At 57.6% G+C, this 18,786-nt stretch carries 17 protein-coding genes and 1 tRNA gene; 8 read left to right on the plus strand and 10 right to left on the minus strand.

The features are described 5' to 3' along the window. Positions 1-81: 81 nt before the first annotated feature. The 6 genes from katG to RVM24_RS07230 all read right to left on the minus strand — a co-directional run bounded on the left by katG (position 82) and on the right by RVM24_RS07230 (position 6,806). Positions 82-2,253 (minus strand): catalase/peroxidase HPI, encoded by a 2,172-nt coding sequence (gene katG / locus RVM24_RS07205; protein WP_072677118.1) that lies wholly within the window; start codon positions 2,251-2,253, stop codon positions 82-84. Between the two features lie 387 nt (positions 2,254-2,640). After that, on the minus strand, positions 2,641-2,859 hold the full coding sequence (locus RVM24_RS07210) for a DUF2835 domain-containing protein (RefSeq protein WP_061332772.1): 219 nt from the start codon (positions 2,857-2,859) through the stop codon (positions 2,641-2,643). A gap of 13 nt (positions 2,860-2,872) precedes the next feature. Next, positions 2,873-4,765, minus strand: a complete 1,893-nt coding sequence (htpG, locus tag RVM24_RS07215) for a molecular chaperone HtpG (protein WP_061332770.1) — start codon at positions 4,763-4,765, stop codon at positions 2,873-2,875. Positions 4,766-5,145: 380 nt separating this feature from the next. Next, positions 5,146-5,580, minus strand: coding sequence for a PaaI family thioesterase (locus RVM24_RS07220; RefSeq protein ID WP_058090563.1), 435 nt, complete (start codon positions 5,578-5,580; stop codon positions 5,146-5,148). Further along, positions 5,577-6,047 carry a PaaI family thioesterase gene (locus tag RVM24_RS07225; protein WP_431475178.1) on the minus strand — a complete coding sequence of 157 codons (471 nt, stop codon included), beginning with the start codon at positions 6,045-6,047 and terminating at the stop codon, positions 5,577-5,579. The genes RVM24_RS07220 and RVM24_RS07225 overlap by 4 nt, the downstream gene beginning before the upstream one ends. Positions 6,048-6,065: 18 nt before the next feature. Continuing rightward, positions 6,066-6,806: a DUF599 domain-containing protein gene (locus tag RVM24_RS07230; RefSeq protein WP_431475179.1), complete on the minus strand. Its 741-nt coding sequence runs from the start codon at positions 6,804-6,806 to the stop codon at positions 6,066-6,068. Between the two features lie 229 nt (positions 6,807-7,035). Here RVM24_RS07230 and RVM24_RS07235 point away from each other — a divergent pair, with 229 nt between their 5' ends. From RVM24_RS07235 to RVM24_RS07250, 4 genes are all read left to right on the plus strand, one after another. Further along, on the plus strand, positions 7,036-8,271 hold the full coding sequence (locus RVM24_RS07235) for a M48 family metalloprotease (RefSeq protein WP_431475395.1): 1,236 nt from the start codon (positions 7,036-7,038) through the stop codon (positions 8,269-8,271). 161 nt (positions 8,272-8,432) lie between these two features. After that, positions 8,433-8,978 carry a hypothetical protein gene (locus tag RVM24_RS07240; protein WP_058090560.1) on the plus strand — a complete coding sequence of 182 codons (546 nt, stop codon included), beginning with the start codon at positions 8,433-8,435 and terminating at the stop codon, positions 8,976-8,978. Next, positions 8,978-10,165 carry an iron-containing alcohol dehydrogenase gene (locus tag RVM24_RS07245; RefSeq protein ID WP_061332764.1) on the plus strand — a complete coding sequence of 396 codons (1,188 nt, stop codon included), beginning with the start codon at positions 8,978-8,980 and terminating at the stop codon, positions 10,163-10,165. Before RVM24_RS07240 ends, RVM24_RS07245 begins: the two co-directional genes overlap by 1 nt. 171 nt (positions 10,166-10,336) lie before the next feature. Continuing rightward, on the plus strand, positions 10,337-11,116 hold the full coding sequence (locus tag RVM24_RS07250; RefSeq protein ID WP_230715039.1) for a substrate-binding periplasmic protein: 780 nt from the start codon (positions 10,337-10,339) through the stop codon (positions 11,114-11,116). 4 nt (positions 11,117-11,120) lie between these two features. Here RVM24_RS07250 and RVM24_RS07255 read toward each other — a convergent pair whose 3' ends face one another. Together RVM24_RS07255 and RVM24_RS07260 are read right to left on the minus strand one after the other, a co-directional pair. After that, entirely contained in the window at positions 11,121-13,607 is a 2,487-nt protein-coding gene (locus RVM24_RS07255; RefSeq protein WP_230715037.1) for an ABC transporter permease, read from the minus strand. Further along, positions 13,607-14,326 carry an ABC transporter ATP-binding protein gene (locus tag RVM24_RS07260; protein WP_058090592.1) on the minus strand — a complete coding sequence of 240 codons (720 nt, stop codon included), beginning with the start codon at positions 14,324-14,326 and terminating at the stop codon, positions 13,607-13,609. Before RVM24_RS07260 ends, RVM24_RS07255 begins: the two co-directional genes overlap by 1 nt. 69 nt (positions 14,327-14,395) lie before the next feature. On the opposite strand from RVM24_RS07260, the gene RVM24_RS07265 reads away from it, so the two are divergent. After that, entirely contained in the window at positions 14,396-15,055 is a 660-nt protein-coding gene (locus RVM24_RS07265; protein ID WP_230715035.1) for an arylesterase, read from the plus strand. On the opposite strand, the gene RVM24_RS07270 is transcribed toward RVM24_RS07265, so the two are convergent. Next, on the minus strand, positions 14,998-15,876 hold the full coding sequence (locus RVM24_RS07270) for a YheT family hydrolase (protein WP_230715033.1): 879 nt from the start codon (positions 15,874-15,876) through the stop codon (positions 14,998-15,000). The genes RVM24_RS07265 and RVM24_RS07270 overlap by 58 nt on opposite strands. A 168-nt stretch (positions 15,877-16,044) precedes the next feature. Between RVM24_RS07270 and RVM24_RS07275 the strand changes: the two genes are divergently transcribed. Further along, positions 16,045-16,120, plus strand: a tRNA-Asn gene (locus tag RVM24_RS07275). A gap of 52 nt (positions 16,121-16,172) precedes the next feature. On the opposite strand, the gene RVM24_RS07280 is transcribed toward RVM24_RS07275, so the two are convergent. Continuing rightward, the gene (locus RVM24_RS07280; RefSeq protein ID WP_230715031.1) at positions 16,173-17,462 is read right to left on the minus strand and encodes a M18 family aminopeptidase; all 1,290 of its coding nucleotides are present in this window, start codon (positions 17,460-17,462) and stop codon (positions 16,173-16,175) included. Between the two features lie 115 nt (positions 17,463-17,577). Here RVM24_RS07280 and RVM24_RS07285 point away from each other — a divergent pair, with 115 nt between their 5' ends. Then, a complete protein-coding gene (locus RVM24_RS07285; protein ID WP_286922095.1) occupies positions 17,578-18,063 on the plus strand; it encodes a hypothetical protein in 486 nt (161 codons plus the stop codon). A gap of 105 nt (positions 18,064-18,168) precedes the next feature. Continuing rightward, positions 18,169-18,774 carry an outer membrane beta-barrel protein gene (locus RVM24_RS07290; RefSeq protein WP_431475180.1) on the plus strand — a complete coding sequence of 202 codons (606 nt, stop codon included), beginning with the start codon at positions 18,169-18,171 and terminating at the stop codon, positions 18,772-18,774. The last annotated feature ends 12 nt before the right edge of the window (positions 18,775-18,786 follow it).

Consider the following 18,786-nt stretch of genomic DNA (forward strand, 5'->3'; position numbering starts at 1 on the left):
GGCGGAGCGGATTGTAAGGAATTCGGGGGCAAATAGGTAGCCGGGCATCCCGAAACAGGATGCCCGGCTGGTTACTGCAGCTTACTTCTTAACGTCGAAGCGGTCTGCGTTCATTACCTTGGTCCAGGCGGCTACGAAGTCTTTCACGAACTTGGCTTCGTTGTCGTCCTGGGCGTACAGCTCTGCGTAGGCACGCAGGATCGAGTTGGAACCGAACACCAGGTCAACACGAGTCGCCGTAAACTTGGTATTGCCGCTCTTGCGATCCACGATGTTGTAGGAGTTCTTGCCTGTCGGCTCCCAACGGTTAGCCATGTCGGTCAGGTTCACGAAGAAGTCGTTGGTCAGCTGACCAACGCGATCTGTGAACACGCCGTGCTTGGTGCCACCGTAGTTGGTACCCAGCACCCGCATACCGCCCAGCAGAACCGTCATCTCCGGCGCAGTCAGGCCCATCAGCTGGGCACGGTCCAGAAGCATCTCTTCCGGTTTGACCACGTAGTCTTTCTTCTGCCAGTTACGGAAGCCATCAGACAGCGGCTCCAGCGGCTCGAACGATGCCGCATCGGTCATTGCGTCGGTGGCATCGCCACGGCCTTTCAGGAACGGCACGTGCACGTCATGGCCAGCGGCCTTGGCGGCCATCTCGATACCCAGGTTACCGCCCAGCACGATGACATCAGCGATGCTCGCGCCGGTGTCGGCTGAGATTTTCTCATAAACCTTCAATACCTTGGCCAGGCGCTGCGGCTCGTTGCCTTCCCAGTCTTTCTGAGGGGCCAGGCGGATGCGGGCACCGTTGGCGCCACCACGCATGTCCGAGCCACGGAAGGTGCGTGCGCTATCCCAGGCGGTGGTGATCAGCTCGTTCAGGCTCAGGCCAGCGTCAGCGATTTTCTCTTTGACCACTTCCTCAATGTAGTTAGTCTCGCCCTGGGGAACCGGGTCCTGCCAGATCAGGTCTTCAGCGGGAACGTCCGGGCCGATGTAACGGGACTTCGGCCCCATATCCCGGTGTGTCAGCTTAAACCAGGCACGGGCGAAGCAGTCTTTGAAGTACTCCGGATCTGCCATAAACTTCTCACAGATGGCGCGGTACTTCGGGTCCATTTTCATGGCCATGTCGGCGTCGGTCATCATCGGCTTGACGCGGGTCTTCATGTCGGTCGGGTCAACCGGCATATGCTCTTCTTTGATGTCGACCGGCTCCCACTGGTTTGCGCCAGCCGGGCTCTTGGTCAACTGCCAGTCGTAACCGAACAGCAGGTCGAAATAACCCATGTCGAATTTGGTCGGGTTGGTGGTCCAGGCGCCCTCGATGCCGGAAGTGATGGCATTGGTGGCCTTGCCCTGCATGTTGGGGTTGATCCAGCCGAAGCCCTGATTCTCTACATCTGCTGCTTCCGGTTCCGGCCCAAGCGCGTCCGCATCGCCGTTACCGTGCGCTTTACCCACGGTGTGGCCACCGGCGGTCAGTGCAGCGGTTTCTTCGTCGTTCATGGCCATACGGGCGAAGGTTTCGCGAACCTGCTCACCGGTCTTGAGAGGATCGGGATTGCCGTTTACCCCCTCCGGGTTCACGTAAATCAAGCCCATTTGAACCGCGGCCAGCGGGTTTTCCATGGTGTTTGGCTTGTCTACGCTCTCGTAGCGACTGTCAGAGGGCGCCAGCCACTCTTTCTCTGCGCCCCAGTAGATGTCTTTCTCGGGGTGCCAAATGTCCTGACGGCCGTAGGAGAAGCCAAAGGTTTTGAAGCCCATGGACTCATAGGCAATGTTACCGGCAAGGATAAACAGGTCGGCCCAGCTTACCTTGTTGCCATACTTTTTCTTGATCGGCCACAGCAGGCGGCGGGCCTTATCGAGGTTGCCGTTATCGGGCCAGGAGTTCAGAGGAGCAAAACGCTGGTTGCCGGTGCCACCGCCACCACGGCCGTCGGCCAGCCGGTAGGTGCCTGCCGCGTGCCACGCCATACGGATCATCAGACCGCCATAGTGACCCCAATCTGCCGGCCACCAATCCTGGCTGTTGGTCATCAGCTCGTGCATGTCCTTTTCGAGCGCTTCGTAATCGAGTTTTTTGACTTCTTCGCGGTAGTCGAAGTCTTCGCCCATCGGGTTAGTCTTGCTGTCGTGCTGGTGCAGGATGTCCAGATTCAGGTTCTCCGGCCACCAGGCCGCCACATTGCCCTGCTCCTGCGTATTGGACCCGTGCATGACCGGGCACTTACCACCACTATTATTCTCAGACATCGTATTCTCCTGTTTCTGCGTCATTGGCAAAAAAACATTTCACGATCAAGGGCATCACTAAATATAGATCATTCACAGGCCGCTGCTTGAATGTTTACTACCGCCTGTATAGTGAATCCCTATGGACTTCCCGCAGCCCGGGCAAAGCGACAGAACGATCACTGGGCGATTGCGTAATCCTGATAGTAGTCCACCAGAATCCCGAGCAAGTCCTTCCATGCTACCGGTGCAAATTCAATTGACACTGACATGGCGCAACTCCTTGATTGCGAGAACACCTTCACCTTAACGCGGGGGAGCGACCAACAGACAATTAATTAAAAATAAGCTTTTGAAAGTTTTTCTTTATCGTTAAAGGCACAGGAAGGCCAGTCTTGAAGGGGGGCGTTACAAACGCTCGATAGAGGCAAACTTGCCCTGATCGTCAAACAGGATACGAAAACTGCCCTGAATGCCGTCCTTGAGGAAGAATCTGGAAAGGATACGGGCCGGGAAACGGACAGAGCGTCCGTCCCGGGCCGTGGTGCGAACATCGGTGGCAACGCCCTGATAGAGCTTGATCCACTCATCAGGGCTGATGCTGATGTCCACAATAATCTGCTGCATGGTCAGGGCCGGCTCAGTTAGCCAGCTCCAGCAGCAGACGGTTCAGGCGGCTGACATAGGCGCCGGGATCTTTCAGTTGCTCGCCACTGGCCAGGGTGGCCTGGTCGAACAACACTGCAGACAACTCGCCGAAGCGCTCATCTTTGGCTTCCTGCTCCAGGCGCTGCACCAGAGGATGGTCCACGTTGATTTCAAAGATCGGCTTGCTGTCGGGCACTTTCTGGCCAGCAGCTTCCATGATCTTCTTCATCTGGGCGCCCATATCGAACTGGCCGGTTACCAGGCAGGCGGGTGAGTCCGTCAAACGGTTGGTTACCCGAACCTCCTGCACGCGGTCTTCCAGCGCTTTCTGGATGCGCTCGATCAGATCCTTGTGCTCCTTGGCGGCTTCTTCCTGGTGCTTCTTGTCTTCCTCGGTTTCCACTTCACCGAGATCCAGATCACCACGAGCTACGTCCTGGAACTGCTTGCTGTCGTACTCGTTGAGGTAACCCATCATCCACTCGTCAATACGGTCAGACAGGATCAGAACCTCGATGCCCTTCTTGCGGAACACTTCCAGGTGCGGGCTGCTCTTGGCCGCCATGAAGTTGTCAGCGGTGATGTAATAGATCTTGCTCTGGCCTTCCTTCATCCGGGCGATGTAGTCATCCAGGGAAACGTTCTGGGTAGACTCGCCGGTATGGGTGGAGGCAAAACGCAACAGGCCGGCAATTTTCTCGCGGTTGCTGAAGTCTTCTGCCGGGCCCTCTTTCAGAACGGTGCCAAACTCGTCCCAGAAGCCCTGGTATTCGTCGCCGTCTTTCTTGGCCAGCTTGGACAGCATATCCAGTACCCGCTTGGTCAAGGCAGTGCGAATGCTTTCTACCGTGCTGTCGTTCTGCAGAATCTCCCGGGACACGTTCAGGGACAGATCGTTGGAATCGATCACACCCTTGGTGAAGCGCAGGTACAGCGGCAGGAACTGCTCGGCATCGTCCATGATGAACACGCGCTGAACGTACAGCTTCAGGCCACGGGGTGCCTCCCGGTTGTACAGATCAAACGGCGCGCGCTTGGGGATATACAGCAGGCTGGTGTAGTCCAGCTTGCCTTCCACTTTGTTGTGGGACCAGGTCAGCGGGTCTTCGAAATCGTGGCCGATGTGCTTGTAGAATTCTTTGTACTCTTCGTCCTTGATCTCGTTACGGGGCAAGGTCCACAGGGCGGTGGCGTCGTTGACGGTTTCCTCTTCGCCCTTCTTGTCTTCTTCCTCTGACTCGGCCTTCATTACGACTGGGAAGGAGATGTGGTCGGAGTACTTCTTGACCAGGCTGCGCAGTTTCCAGCCATCGGCGAATTCCTTGGCGTCGGATTTCAGGTGCAGAACAATCTCGGTTCCACGCTGCTCACGGGTCACCGGCTCGATGGTGAACTCGCCATCGCCCTTGGATTCCCAGTGCACACCTTCTTCTGCCGGTGCGCCGGCACGGCGGGTGAATACGTCGACTTTGTCGGCAACAATAAAGGCGGAGTAAAAGCCCACACCAAACTGGCCAATCAGCTTGCTGTCTTTTTTCTCATCACCAGACAGTTGCTTGAGGAATTCGGCGGTGCCAGAACGGGCGATGGTGCCGAGGTTGGAGATAACGTCGTCACGGGTCATGCCGATGCCGTTGTCGGCCAGGGTAATGGTGCCGGCGTCTTTGTCGTAATCAAGGCGGATTTTGAGGTCGGAGTCGCCTTCGTAGAGTTTGTCGTCTTTCAGGGCGGCGAAGCGGAGTTTGTCTTCGGCGTCTGAGGCGTTAGAGATAAGCTCACGAAGGAAGATTTCCTTGTTCGAGTACAGAGAGTGGATCATCAGGTGAAGCAGTTGCTTCACTTCGGTCTGGAATCCCAGGGTCTCTTTGTTTGTTTCTACCGTCATGGCTGTGTTTTTCTCCTGCTCGGGTCTTAAAGTTCGGGGGAGCGGCGTGGTCAGGTAGTCCTTTCCAAAACACGCTCCTTGCGGCACATCCATGTGGCGCTTGGGCTCCGCCATCCATGGCTCCGCACAGTTTTGGAAAGGACTACCTGACCACACCACCAGACTACTCAGTTAGGCCGGCTTTGCACGGAGTCTGGGCTAGCGTGTGGGGGTGCCCTTCCGAAACCGTGCGGAGCCATGGATGGCGGAGCCGAGCGTACACGGACGTATTCACAGCGTGTTTCGGAAGGGCACCCCCACACGCTTGCCTGCACCGAGGCCAGATCTTGAACCAGAGATGGGGGGTCGACCGGGGCATTTCAACCCCAGTCAGAACCAATTCAGTCTTCGAGGAGGAAGTGGGCCCGGGCCGTGGCAATGGGTTGGGAACGGGACTTCTGCCAGGCCGAGATCATCACATTGGCAACCCGGTTGCCCTGGCGGGTCAGGCGGCATTCGGCATAGGTTTCCCGGTTAAGGCCCGCGCGCAGGTAGTCCAGGGAAAAGTCGACAATTCTCGGCATCCGCAAGGTGTCTTGAGACATGATCAGGTAGATCGCTGCCGACATTTCCATGAAGCCACCAATCACCCCACCGTGAATCGCCGGCAAAATCGGATTGCCCAGGTTCTCTTCTTTCTTTGGCAACCGGAAAATCAGGTCGTCTCCAAAGCGGTCGCATTGCAAACCAATCCAGGTGGCGTAGGGAATGCTCTCCAGCATGCGGGAGAAGTCGCCGGTTTGCTGGGTGTATTTGAGGATTTCCGGGTCGGTCATTCCTCGCCTCCGGTGATCAGGTCTCGGTAGGATTTCGGGGTGGCTTCTTTGCCGATTCTCATGAACGTGCCAACACAGTTGGCAATGGTTTCACCGCCTTCCTGATAGGCCTCGCAGCGGGTGAAGATGATGTTCTTGGTGATCTTGTAGGTTTCAGCCCGGGCGTAGACAGGTTTTTGGGGTTCGGCCGGGCGCATGTAGTCCACCCGCAAATCCAGGGTTGGGCAAAGTTCGAAGTCTTCCAGGGCACAGATCATCACGGAGCCGGAGGCGGTATCCATTAATGTGGTAATGGCACCACCGTGGATAACGCCGGTATCCGGGTTACCAATGATCCTGTCGCTGTACGGCAGTTCCATGACCAGATAACCCTCGCCAGCTTCCTTTGCACTCAGGCCCAGTTGACGGGCCTGGTTGAGGGTGTTCACAAACCGGTTAACCCGGTTGATTCGGGTTTCATCATTCATTAAGGAAAATCCTGAAAATCAGCTTTTCGAGGTGGTTTCTGCCGCCTGTTTGACGGGTACCGGTTCTTCGAACACTTTACCGGCCCGCAAGGCAGTCAACGCATCAGACTGGAATTCTCGGCGGTAAAGTACGATGACCACCAAGGTAGAAGCAGCAATGAACACAAGTGGATGGATAAACCACGCCACTACCGCAAGCGCGTAGTAATAGGACCGCAACCCGAGGTTAAACGCGTCCCCTGCCAGGTTGCAGATGTTGCCGGCACTGCGGGCAAAGGCCTCCCGGGCGGCGGGGCTGGTTTTGGTGTCGTCCGGTAGGGGCGCGCTGCCTATCATCACCGCCACAAAGTTGTACATGCGCATAGACCAGGTGAACTTGAAGAAGGCATACACGAACACCACCAGCAACACCACCAACCGCAGCTCCCAGATTTCCCGGCTGGGTACGGCGCTGAAGGGCATGGTGGCGAACACTTCCATGGCCTCACGGGTATAGCCGAGTGCAGTGATGATACCGGCCAGTATCAGCAGGCAGCTGGATGCGAAGAAGGCGCCATTGCGTTCGAGGTTACCGACCACGGAAGCGTCCGATATCCGGTTCTCCCGCTTGAGCATTACCCGCATCCAGTCTTCACGGTACATATCCAGCGTGTTCGAGAGGCAGGCGCGAGTACTTGCCCGATTTCGGGAATACCAGGTGTAGCCTACCCAGCACACCAGAAACCAGAACAATGCGATGAGTTCCAGGTAATAGCCCATGCGTGGTTGTCGATCCGTTGTAACGTATATGGCAGAGAGGTTGCGTGACAATGATACGCGAAGGTGCATGAACCGGCCACAACCCGGGTGGTCTGACACTAAAACACCGGTCGTACTGTGCTATATAATGAAACACCCAAATCAACAATTGCGCGTCCACGGAACCGGTCGCCCAAAGGAGTCGGATGTGAACCCCGGACAAATTCTGAGACTGACGTTACTCTCGGTGATGTTTCTTGCCATTGCGGGCTGTGCCGTAAACCCGGTCACCGGCAAAAAGCAGCTGTCTTTGATCGCTGAAAGCCAGGAATTGGCGCTCGGGGCCGAGCACTACACCCCAACCCAGCAAACCCAGGGTGGGCAGTTTTATCTGGACCCGGAATTGACAGTCTATGTTCGCGAGGTCGGCATGAAGCTGGCTCGGGTTAGTGATCGCCCCGATTTGCCGTACGAGTTTGTGGTACTCAATAGCAGCGTACCCAATGCCTGGGCTTTGCCTGGGGGCAAGATCGCCATCAACCGGGGCCTGCTGGTCAAGTTTGAGGATGAGGCCCAGTTAGCCGCGGTGATGGGGCATGAGATTGTCCACGCTGCTGCGCGGCACAGCGTGCAACGCATGCAACAGGGCATGCTGATCAGCGCTGGCGTAGCCGGCCTCGGTTTTGCGCTGTCGGATAACGAATGGGCCGGGCTGATTATGGGCGGCGCGGCCGTGGGCGCCCAGCTGGCTCTCGCACAGTACAGCCAGGGTGATGAGCTGGAATCCGACCACTACGGCATTCGTTACATGAAAGCCGCCGGTTACGACCCTCAGGCAGCGGTTGAGCTGCAAGAGCTGTTTCTGGAATTATCCCAGGGCCGGCAGAGCAGCTGGCTGGACGGCATGTTCGCCACCCACCCGCCTTCAGCCAGGCGGGTTCGGGAGAACCAGGCCCTGGCCTCAGAGCTGGGAACCGGTGGCTTCCGGGGCCGCGACATTTACCAACGGCGCATTGCCAAGCTGAAAGAACTCCAGCCCGCCTACGATGCCCACGATAAGGCCATGGAACTGGCATCCAAAGGTGATATGAAAGCCGCCCTTGATGCCATCAACAAGGCGATAGAGCTGGAACCGCGCGAGGCCATGTTCTTCGCCCTCAGGGGGCGGATCTACAAAGAACAGAAGCAAACAGAGAAAGCCCAGGCGGATTTCGACAAGGCGGTGTCGCTGTACCCGGAGATGTTCCAGTACCAGCTATACAACGGCCTGAACTCACTAGCCATGAATAATCTGGACAAAGCCCGTGGGCACCTTGAACGGGCCAATCAGGTGGTGCCCACTTCAGTTGCCTATCTGCGGCTTGGCGATATTGCCAGCCGTCAGAACCGTCGGAATGACGCCATCGGGCATTACTCGAAAGCCGCCGAAGCCGGTGGCGATGTGGGTGAGGAAGCAAAAAGAAAACTAGCCGATCTGTCCCAATAGCATACACCTGGCGGGGACAAAAACCGGGGGCTAAAAGCTCCCGGTTTTTTTATGGCCGAGCCATTTGCCACGTTGACGCAAAAAAGCCGTCACAGATTGCATTGACATTTAGAGCAATAACTCTAAAAATCAGTCAAACAAACAACAATCGGATGGCGATCATGCTCGTAAAGCGACTTCAACCGATGATTTCCCACGCAAGACGGTCCTATGTGGAACTGATGTTCCAGGTAATGGGCCGGGCCCTGCAGGCAATCAGCGAAGTAGACGAACAAACCCGAAACGAAACTCGCGCCCTGCCCGAAGGATTTCTGTTTGAAATGCAGGTGATGCCCAATGGCCCCAAGCTGATCGTTGAGCACACCGGAGATGGCAAACTGCATTTCCACGGCGACAGTGCTCCCCGGCCGGTGGACCTTTCCATTCAGTTCAAGCATATGGCTCATGCGTTCCTGGTACTGTCATTCCAGGAAAAGACCTCGGTGGCCTTTGCCAACGACCGCATGCTGGTAGATGGTGATGTCAGTTACGCCGTGCGTATGACCCGGGTGCTTAACCGCCTGGAGTCGTTCATCCTACCGAAACTGGTCGCGCAGCGAGCGGTCAAGGAATACCCGGCCAACCTGCATCTGCCTGAAAAACTGATCAGCGGAGCCCGCATTTACCTGAAAGTCGCCACCAACTTTGTCGAGACAGTGAGAGCATAATGACCAACAAATACTACGAGTTCTTCTGCCCGGTAAAAGTGATTGCCGGCAAAGCCGCCCTGGAACACATTCCGTTTGAATTGACCGGCCTGGCCGCCAAGCGTCCAATGATTGTTACCGATAAGGGCGTTCGGGCGGCAGGCCTGCTTGACCCTGTGATTGCCGCTTGCGAAGAAAGCGGACTGGAAATCGTCTCTATTTATGACGACGTACCCCCGGATTCCTCCACAACGGTTGTTCGCGATATCGCCACGGTTTACCGCAAGGAAAAGTGTGATTCCATTATTGCCGTGGGCGGCGGTTCCGCCATTGATACCGGCAAAGCCGTGAACATTCTGGTCTCCGAAGGTGGCGACGACATCGCCAGGTACAGTGGCGCAGGTATTCTGAAGCATCCCCTGAAGCCGTTCTTCGTGGTACCAACCACAGCCGGAACGGGCTCTGAAGTCACATCCGTTGCCGTGATTACCGATGAGAAAAAAGGCGTGAAGCTGCCGTTCACCTCATCGTTCCTGTTGCCGAATGCGGCGATCATCGACCCACGGATGACGCTGACCCTGCCTCCCCATATCACCGCCGCAACCGCCATGGATGCCATGACTCACGCGGTCGAAGCGTTTACCTGCATGGCCAAGAATCCGCTGAGCGATGCCTACGCCACGGCTGCTATCAAAAAGGTGAGCCAGTCACTTCTGTCGGTAATGGACAACCCCAAAGACGAGAACGGGCGGCTTGAACTGGCCCAGGCCTCTACCATGGCCGGCATTGCCTTCTCCAACTCCATGGTTGGGCTTGTACACTCCCTAGGCCACGCAACCGGCGCGATCTGCCACCTGCCCCATGGCCTGTGCATGAGCCTGTACCTGCCGTATGTGCTTGAATTCAATATTGAAAGCATCCGTGAACCCCTGGGTGAACTGCTGCTCTACCTGGAAGGCCCGGAAGTATTCTCGGCAACTCCTGCAGCCCGCCGTGCCGAGGCCAGCATTTCCGCCATCCGCAAGCTCAGGGACGCCCTGCATAAACGCTGTGAGCTGCCCCGTACCCTGAAAGAAACCGGCAAGGTGCTGGAGAGTCAGCTGGAGGCCATCGCCGAAATGGCGCTGGACGACGGCTCCATCATGTTCAACCCGCGGGAAGTCACCAAGGAAGATGCCCTTTCGGTGCTGCGGCGCGCCTGGGCCTGATCCGAGTTAGCTGGGCTGACCCATCGCCCGATGGGTTAGCCTAAAGTCAGATTCACAATGATTGATTTATAGGAGGAAGTCGTTACTATTTAGCAACGTTCTGGCAGGGAGTTGGCCGGGTAAGTTTGATCGTTATACCGCAGTGGCCTGCAACAACCTGAGTTTCTTTGAATGAAAGATCTATTGTCCAGAGCATCGCTTTTTTCACGCCGTAGCCTTGCCATTCTGACGGCGGGCCTGTGCCTGTCCATGGCAGCACACAGTGGCGAAGACCAATCCGGGACCTTCCGTTTCAACATATCCCCCAACGGCTACCCCCCATACCTGATCGTGGATGGCGAGAAGCCCTCCGGCATCATGTGGGACGTGGCCGCACTGATTGTGCCGCGCCTCGGTTACAATCTTGAGTTCATGAAAATTCCAAGAAAGCGGGTCGACCAGATGCTGGCCGACGGTTTCCTGGACGGCACCCCCCGTGCCATCGAATGGACGGAAGAGCCCGAACAGTTTCTGTTCACCAACCCGGTTGTCCATGTAGAAGAAGTGTTCTTCTTCGCAAACGGCGCCGAATTTGAGTACAACCACCCGAGCGACCTGTTCGGAAAAACCGTGGTTACTCACCTGGGCTACATGTACCCTGCCCTTGATTCCTACTTCGAAAGTGAACAAATTCGGCGTTTTGACGTCTCCCGTGACCGGGATATGTTCCGGTTTCTGCTGCACGGCGAACGGTTTGACACGGCCCTGGCTGACCGACTTGTCGGCCAGTGGATTCTGAAAACCGAAGGCATGGCAGAACATTTCAGCAGCTCCGAGACTGCCATCAGCCAGTATGGTTTCCGGATCATGGTTCGCCCGGAGTGGACGGAGTTCGTGCAGGCCTTCAACGAAGAGCTGCAGAAGATTCGCGAGAACGGCGAGCTACAGGCCATTCTCGCTAACTATCGCTGACCAACTACTCCAGCCGCCGCAACAGCAGCATGGGTGACACACTCAGAACCGGGCGCAACTGCCAGCGCCCGAACAATGCCAGCAGCGCTGCACTGATGAAAGGAATGGGCAACATCACCTGCCAGTGCCAGCGGAAAGTACCCTCAAACATTCTGACTTGAAGCGCATAGACCGCCGCCTCTGCCGCCAACACACCCATAATACCCGCGACGAACCCCAGCAGGGCAAACTCCAGCATGGTACTGCGGGCAAGCAACGACTGCTGGCCGCCCAGGGTGCGAAGCAAAGCGCCCTCCCGTTGACGATCCCGTAGCGTGGCACTGACCACCGCCGCCATGACCACCAGAGCCGCCGCCAGGATCAGCGCAAGAATGGCTTCAATGGCCTGGGTAACCTGGCGCACAATCTGCTGGATACGCTCGATGATATGATCGATCTCCAGAACCGAGACGGTCGGGAACCGGCGTGAAAACTCATTGAGCGCCACCTTGTTACCCTCATCCAGATGGAAACTGGTAATCCAGGTACCGGGCATATCCGTCAGGCCACCGCCGGGCGGGAAGGCCATGTAAAAGTTGGGCTTCATGCTGTCCCATTGCACAGTACGAATACTGGTGACCGGTTCTGTCACCGTTTCCGAACCAATGGTGAAGGTCAGGCGATCCCCCATGACCAGCCCCATGCGTTCCGCCAGCTCTGCCTCAACCGACACGCCGATGGTGTCACCGGGGGCAAACCACTCGCCGGCAACAATCTCATTATCTTCAGGCAGTTCTGCCATCCAGGTCAGGTTCAGTTCACGGTTCAGGGCACCAATGCGTTCATCCTTGCTCACGGCCTCCAGAACCGGCTGATCATTCAGTTCCGTCAAGCGCCCGCGCACCATGGGATAGACCGTATCCAATGGGGCGTCACGCTCTGCCCAGAAGGCTTCCACTTCGTCCACCGCATCCGGTGCGATGTTAATCAGGAAGTGATTGGGGGCATTATCCGGTAACTGGGCCTGCCAGTCGTCGAGCAACGAGGTGCGCACCAGGATCAGGGTGGCCGCCAGCATCAAGGTCATGGCAAACACCGCCATTTGCGCCATGCTGGCCTGCCGATGCCGGTAAAGACCTACCAGGGCCAGGCGCCAGGCATTACCGCCGCCCCGTACACGGCGCAGGATGGCCACCATAAACCCACCAACCAGCGCCAACACCGCCAATAAGAGAGCCAGGCCGCCCAACAAGGCAAACACCAGAGCAACCTCGCCCGCGTATAACCAGACCAGACCAAACACGGCCAGAATGGCAATCGCAATATCGGGGATCGCGTCTCGCCCACTTTCCCCGGGCTGCGCCCGCAAAACACGCATGGCAGCCACATTACGCAGCCGGCGAATGGGCGGATAGGCAAACGCGAACAGGGAAACCAGGGCCGTGAGCAAGGCCGGCACCAGGGCCGAAGGCGCCAGATGGAAATCGACCGGTTGCTCCAATACGTCACTCAACAGGCGAACCAGAATCCAGAACAGCGGCAGCGCCACCAGAAGACCGCCAATCACCCCGGCGATACCCCACAGCGCCAACCGGCGCAGGTAAAGGCCGCCAATTCCCCGGCTAGACAGCCCCAGGGTTTTAAGAAGTGCCACGGTATCTCTCTGAGACAAGGCGTACTGACGGCTGGCAACCGCCACGGCCACCGCCGCCAGCAGAACCGCCAGGCTGCCACCGAGCAACAGGAAACGTTCAGCACGCTCAAGGGACCGGGAGAAGGTTTCGCCATCGCGCACACTTTCCCATTCATGGCTCGGTTCGAGGCGTGGCTCCAGCCATTGATAGTAGTCGTCAAGCAAGTTGTCAGGCCCGGCAAACAGATACACATATTCAGCACGGCTGCCTTCCTGTATCACGCCGGTGCCGGGCACGTCGTCCACATGAATCATCACGCGGGGCGCCAGGGAAGACAGCCGGAAGCCGCCGTCCGGCTCCCGTATCAGCAGGCTGGTGATCTCCAGTTCAAGATTGCCCACCTCGAGCGTTTCACCGATTTCCAGCTCCAACAATCGCAGCAACCGGGGGTTAACCCAGATCTCGCCCCGCCCGGGGCCGGCCCCTACGGTTTGGCGCGGGGCATCAGAACCTGGCTGGATTTCGATCTCGCCACGCAAGGGGTATTCGTCGCTCACGGCCTTGACCGACACCAGCTGGAACCCACCTTCACCGAATACCATCGTGGAGAATTCAATCAGCTGACCGGTCTCCAGGCCCCGATCACGGGCTTCGTCAATCCATTCAGCCGGCACTGGCCGGCCATTTTCCGCCTCAAGCTGACGGTCCGCGGCCAGAAAGGAGCTGGCCGAAGACACCAGGGTTCGCTGCAGCTGGTTGGCGAACAGGGCAATGGTGGCCACGGTGGCCACGGCAATCACCAGGGCCACCAACACAACCCGTACATCACGTTCGCGCCAGTCCCGGCGCACCGACATCAGTTTTTTTGCAGCCGCCATCAGTCAGCCAACTCCCGGGCCGCTTCCGGCTCTGTCAGCACACCGGCTTCAATGTGAAGTTGCCGGCCACACCGGGCTGCCAGGTGTTCATCGTGGGTGACCATGACCAATGTAGTGCCCTGCTCCCGGTTCAGGTCCATCAGCAGATCCGACACCGCCTGGCCCGTGCGGTTATCCAGATTGCCGGTGGGCTCATCGGCAAACAGGATCACCGGGTCTGAAGCAAAGGCCCGGGCAATGGCGACCCGCTGCTGCTCACCACCAGACAATTGCCGTGGCGTGTGGCTCAGGCGCTCACCCAACCCTACACGCTCCAGCAGCTCTTTGGCCCGCGCCTCCGGCGATTCCATCCCCGCCAGTTCGAGGGGCAGCATGACATTCTCCAGCGCGCTCAGCGCCGGCAACAGCTGGAATGACTGGAACACGAAGCCAACCCGGCTCGCCCGGAGCTGGGCGCGTTGGTCTTCCGTCAGGCTGCTGATTACAGCACCGTCCAGCTCTACTTTACCTTCGGTCGGGGTGTCCAGCCCGGCAAGCAATCCGAGCAAAGTGGTTTTTCCGGAACCGGAGCGGCCAACAATGGCTACGGACTCTCCCCGATTGATTTCCAGACTGACCCCCTGCAAGATCGTCAACGTATCAGTTTCCAGGCTCACCCGGTGAGTAAGGTCGGTCACCCGTAACATGGGGTTTGTGGCGGCTAGCTTGGGGTCCGTCATCTGGTTCACGGTGGCTCCGTTGTCTGGTGCTGTGTTTTATTGAATCTGTAAAGGGTATACGAATTTACTATGCATACGGTATCGGCGTTGGTCAGATCATTTGCCCTCTCAGCACTGATGTTGCTGTCGCTCTCCGCCCTGGCCAGCCAGAACACACTACTGGTGGTCGGCGACAGCCTCAGTGCCGCCTATGGCGTGCCGTCCGACACCGCCTGGGTTCAGCTGCTGAGGGACAGGCTTGATGAACAAGGCCTGAACTGGGACGTTGTGAACGCCAGCATCAGCGGCGAGACCACCGATGGCGGGCTTCGGCGATTGCCTGACCTGCTTCAGAAAAACCAGCCAGACGTTGTGATCATCGAGCTTGGCGGTAATGACGGCCTGCGCGGCTTTCCGCCGGATGTGATCGAATCCAACCTGGCTGACATGATCGAGCAGGTACGGGATATCGGTGCCACCCCGGTGCTGGTGGGCATGCAGATTCCACCGAATTACGGCCAGCGTTACACCCGCATGTTTGCGGACATCTTCCCGAAGCTGTCTGACCGCTACGACACGCCTCTGGTTCCCTTTTTTCTTGAAGGCATTTACAACGAGGATGGGTTAATGCAGGAAGACGGCATTCACCCCACCGAGGCTGCCCAGCCGGTACTGCTGGACAACCTATGGCCTCAACTAGAGCCATTAATTCTGGACAGGAACCCCAGCGCCCTGCGCTCAGACCAGTAATAACCATCACGGGCGTGTTCAACAAACCCCACATGCCCGCCCCACTTTGGCGCTTCAACGGTAACGTAGGCGCCGAGAACCTTACGGCCTTCCGGGAAACACCGGGCTGACAGGAAGGGATCGTCTACCGCATTAACCATCAACGCCGGTACCCGTATGTCCTTCAACCGAAACAGTGCCGAGCAGCTGGCCCAGTAGTCCTGGGCATCCCGGAAGCCATGCAGGGGTGCGGTGTAGCGGTTATCAAATTCGTGAAAGTTGCGGATGTTGTCGAACCCGGTTACGTCAATCAGGTCCGGAAACCGACGGGCCTTTTCCTGCATTTTGCCGTGCAGATCCCTCAGAAAGCGCTGCATGTAGATCCTGCGACTGGGCAGGGCCAGCATATCCGCGCTGCCAGCCAGGTCTGCGGGCACTGAGTAGGCAACGGCACCGCTGATGCGACTATCAACCCGCTCGCCCTGCTGGCCGAGGTAAAGCAGGGTGAGGTTGCCGCCCATACTGAAGCCAGACAGGAACAGGTTGCTGTAGTGGCCTTCCAGCGCGTGGGACACCACCGTATGCAGGTCTTCCGTGGCGCCGCTGTGGTAGAACCGGGGTTGGTGGTTCATCACCCCTCCGCAAGATCGGAAGTTCCAGGCCAGCACATCCCAGCCATCCGCCATTAATGCCCGCGCCAGCCCGAGCACATAGGGGCGCCTGCTGTGGCCCTCCAAACCATGGGACACGATGGCCAGGCGGTCACTGCCCTGACGGTACCAATCCAGGTGCAGTTCGTCGTTATCCGGCGTGGCCAGAACAGCGGTTTCCGGCTGTGGCATAGCCACGTTCCGAAACAGCGTTGGCCACACAGACTGGATGTGCCCGTTACGTAACCAGACCGGTGGGCGGTAGCCCGATTGACTGCGCTTGTGCAAATTTTGACCTTTCTTTTCAGGGGGTTGACGAACACTATTAAAGAACTTAATATGCCCGCCACTTGATGCTGTTCCCCGATAGCTCAGTTGGTAGAGCAACGGACTGTTAATCCGTTTGTCCCTGGTTCGAGCCCAGGTCGGGGAGCCACTTATTCCGAGAAAGCCGCTGATTCAACATCAGCGGCTTTTTCATTTCTACCTCAGAAAACCTCTTCCCGCTGCATGAATTCCCTCAGGACCTGATACAGGGTATAGCCATCCTGGCTACCGATCATTTCCCGAATAGAGTGCATGGCAAACTGCGGCACACCGATATCCAGCGTGGTCACGCCCATATTACCGGCGGTCAGCGGCCCGATGGTGCTGCCGCATCCCATGTCACTGCGCACGACAAAGGTCTGGTGCGGCAGGCCAAGCTCATCACTGATATGCCGGTACAAAGCGGCCGACCGACTGTTGGTGGCGTAGCGCTGGTTGTGGTTAACCTTGATGACCGGCCCCTGGTTCAGGATCGGGCCGTGGTTTTCATCGTGTTTGTCCATGAAGTTAGGGTGCACGCCATGGGCGTTATCCGCAGAGATCATCATGGAGCGGGCAATCGCCCTACCCTTGCCAGCGCCACACCAACGCTCCAGCACGGCTCCCAGGAATGGCCCCTGGGCACCCTCCGCCGACATGCTGCCGACTTCTTCGTGATCATTGCACACCAGCAGCGCGGCTTCATCACCAGAGGTGTTCAACAGCGACTGCAAACCGATATAGCAGCTCAACAGGTTATCAAGCCGGGCAGAAGCCAGAAACTCTTCACGCAGCCCCACGAAAGACGCGCCCTGGGCATCGTAGAAACTCAACTCATAGCCCAGCACCTTACGAATCTTCAGGCCGGATTCACTGATCAACTGCTCACGCAGCAAGTCAGCGAATGACGTTGTATCGGTTTCCGGCAGTTGCATAACCACCGGAGGCAGGTCTGTCTGGGCATTCACCGACCGATTGCTGTTGGCTTCCCGGTCCAGGTGAATGGCCAGGCTGGGAATAATCGCCACCGGCTTACGGAAGTCCACCAGAGTGTCCCGAACCTTACCGTCCTCATCCAGAACCGTAACCCGGCCGGCCAGCGACAGATCCCGGTCAAACCACGGGTTCAGCAACACGCCGCCGTATACTTCCACACCCAACTGGAAAAAGCCCTTGCGGCGGATTTCGGGGTTTGGCTTTACCTTCAGGCAGGGGCTGTCGGTATGGGCACCCACCATCCGGATGCCGGAAGTCACTACGTCATTCTGGCCGGTACGGAAGGCAATAAGGGAGGAGCCATTGCGAATGGCGTAATAGCCCCGGCCCTGCTCCAGCGCCCACTCTTCCCGCTCATCCAGCTGCTGAAAACCGGCGGCATCAAGCCGGGATTTCATGGTACTGACTGCATGCCAGGGTGTTGGTGAGGCATTCAGAAATTCAATCAAGTCATTATTAAATTCAGTGTGTTCCATGATCTTCCTGATTGCATGATAATGGCTGCTACAGTATGGCATGAAGCCGGCCCAGCTCCTACCAGGCTGCCGGTTAGTCCCTATACGCACCCACTGATCAACGCCGGAGCCCACTGTGTCGATACCCCGATTCCTGGACATCGAATACTGTCAGACTGACGACGCCCTGTTCCCCGTCGCCATGGCCTGGTCGCTGGCAGACGGCCAGATGAAAACCGTGGTTATTGCCCCGGAGGAAGCCTGGCTGCCAGATGACGGCGACCTGGGGGACTTTGACCTGCTGTACCTCGAAGAACAGGGCGTGCCACTGCTCGAACTGGTTCAGGAACTCCATCAGGACCTGCCAGACCAGACCGTATACGTGGATGGTATAGACCCGGATGAAATTCTGATCGACCTGATTTTCAGTGCCGTCAGCCAGGATGCCCCTTTCGAGATTGCTCCAGTTTCCGAACTGATTATCGGCATCGACAGCGACACCCTTGAAGACCGCCGTCGGCAACTGATGTTCGACGAAGGCCTGGAACCACAACTCCCGGAGAATGGCGTTTACGCCCTGCTGATGCTCGCGCAGGAGGAAGGTCTTCTGGCTGACCTGTAACCGGGCCGGCTGACACGGGGAAGTGTGACCGGCGTCTGCGTAACAAAGCGTTACACAAGGCAGAATCTGGCGTCAGCAACGTTACTGACAGGAAGCCGGATAATAATGAACAAGGTCGCACTACGTTTCCTCAGCTCCAGCCTGATGGCCATCAGCCTCGCCCCATTGACGGCACAGGCACAAGATACTCCTCGTTCTGACAAGCGCTACGTTGGCCTACTGGTGACCGCTCTGGAGCACCGCTCTATCGGTGAGCGCACCAAGGAGGATGCCTGGGGCCAAGCCGGTACGCTGGTTATCGGTGGTCACCTGAACGACCTGATTCACGCCGAGATCCGTCTGGGTGGCGGCTTCAACGATGCCGATGTTTCCGGTGGCGACCTGACCCTGGCTGTCGATTACTTCGCCAGCTGGTACATGGGCCTGCACTACCCGATTACCGATTATGCCAACGTGTATGCGCAGGCCGGTTTTACCCACGTAAAAGGCGAGGCAACCCTGCCCAACCGTGAGGAAAGCTACAACGCGCAGTTCCGGGATCTCGAGGGCGATTACCCCGACAGCAGTTTCAGCATCAGCTGGCTGGCCGGGGTGGACTTCGAGGTGTTGAGCAACACCTTCCTGGTGTTTGAGGGTGGGCGGTTGTTCAAAGACACTGGCAGTAGTGCCAATACGTTTCAGTTTTCTACGGGGCTGCGTTACGAATTCTGACCCGCGTTGGAT

Source organism: Marinobacter sp. KM021 (assembly GCF_050707965.1).
GTDB classification, from domain to species: Bacteria; Pseudomonadota; Gammaproteobacteria; order Pseudomonadales; family Oleiphilaceae; genus Marinobacter; species Marinobacter shengliensis.

What these genes read in the sequence shown, in the direction of transcription:
- RVM24_RS07290 (WP_431475180.1), top strand. Translation starts at nt 18,169, where the DNA reads ATGAACAAGGTCGCACTACGTTTCCTCAGCTCCAGCCTGATGGCCATC.
- RVM24_RS07240 (WP_058090560.1), top strand. Translation starts at nt 8,433, where the DNA reads ATGCTCGTAAAGCGACTTCAACCGATGATTTCCCACGCAAGACGGTCC.
- RVM24_RS07210 (WP_061332772.1), bottom strand. Translation starts at nt 2,859, where the DNA reads ATGCAGCAGATTATTGTGGACATCAGCATCAGCCCTGATGAGTGGATC.
- RVM24_RS07260 (WP_058090592.1), bottom strand. Translation starts at nt 14,326, where the DNA reads ATGACGGACCCCAAGCTAGCCGCCACAAACCCCATGTTACGGGTGACC.
- RVM24_RS07235 (WP_431475395.1), top strand. Translation starts at nt 7,036, where the DNA reads ATGTTTCTTGCCATTGCGGGCTGTGCCGTAAACCCGGTCACCGGCAAA.
- RVM24_RS07230 (WP_431475179.1), bottom strand. Translation starts at nt 6,806, where the DNA reads ATGGGCTATTACCTGGAACTCATCGCATTGTTCTGGTTTCTGGTGTGC.
- RVM24_RS07255 (WP_230715037.1), bottom strand. Translation starts at nt 13,607, where the DNA reads ATGGCGGCTGCAAAAAAACTGATGTCGGTGCGCCGGGACTGGCGCGAA.
- RVM24_RS07225 (WP_431475178.1), bottom strand. Translation starts at nt 6,047, where the DNA reads ATGAATGATGAAACCCGAATCAACCGGGTTAACCGGTTTGTGAACACC.
- RVM24_RS07270 (WP_230715033.1), bottom strand. Translation starts at nt 15,876, where the DNA reads ATGCCACAGCCGGAAACCGCTGTTCTGGCCACGCCGGATAACGACGAA.
- htpG (WP_061332770.1), bottom strand. Translation starts at nt 4,765, where the DNA reads ATGACGGTAGAAACAAACAAAGAGACCCTGGGATTCCAGACCGAAGTG.
- RVM24_RS07245 (WP_061332764.1), top strand. Translation starts at nt 8,978, where the DNA reads ATGACCAACAAATACTACGAGTTCTTCTGCCCGGTAAAAGTGATTGCC.
- RVM24_RS07280 (WP_230715031.1), bottom strand. Translation starts at nt 17,462, where the DNA reads ATGGAACACACTGAATTTAATAATGACTTGATTGAATTTCTGAATGCC.
- RVM24_RS07250 (WP_230715039.1), top strand. Translation starts at nt 10,337, where the DNA reads ATGAAAGATCTATTGTCCAGAGCATCGCTTTTTTCACGCCGTAGCCTT.
- RVM24_RS07220 (WP_058090563.1), bottom strand. Translation starts at nt 5,580, where the DNA reads ATGACCGACCCGGAAATCCTCAAATACACCCAGCAAACCGGCGACTTC.
- katG (WP_072677118.1), bottom strand. Translation starts at nt 2,253, where the DNA reads ATGTCTGAGAATAATAGTGGTGGTAAGTGCCCGGTCATGCACGGGTCC.
- RVM24_RS07265 (WP_230715035.1), top strand. Translation starts at nt 14,396, where the DNA reads ATGCATACGGTATCGGCGTTGGTCAGATCATTTGCCCTCTCAGCACTG.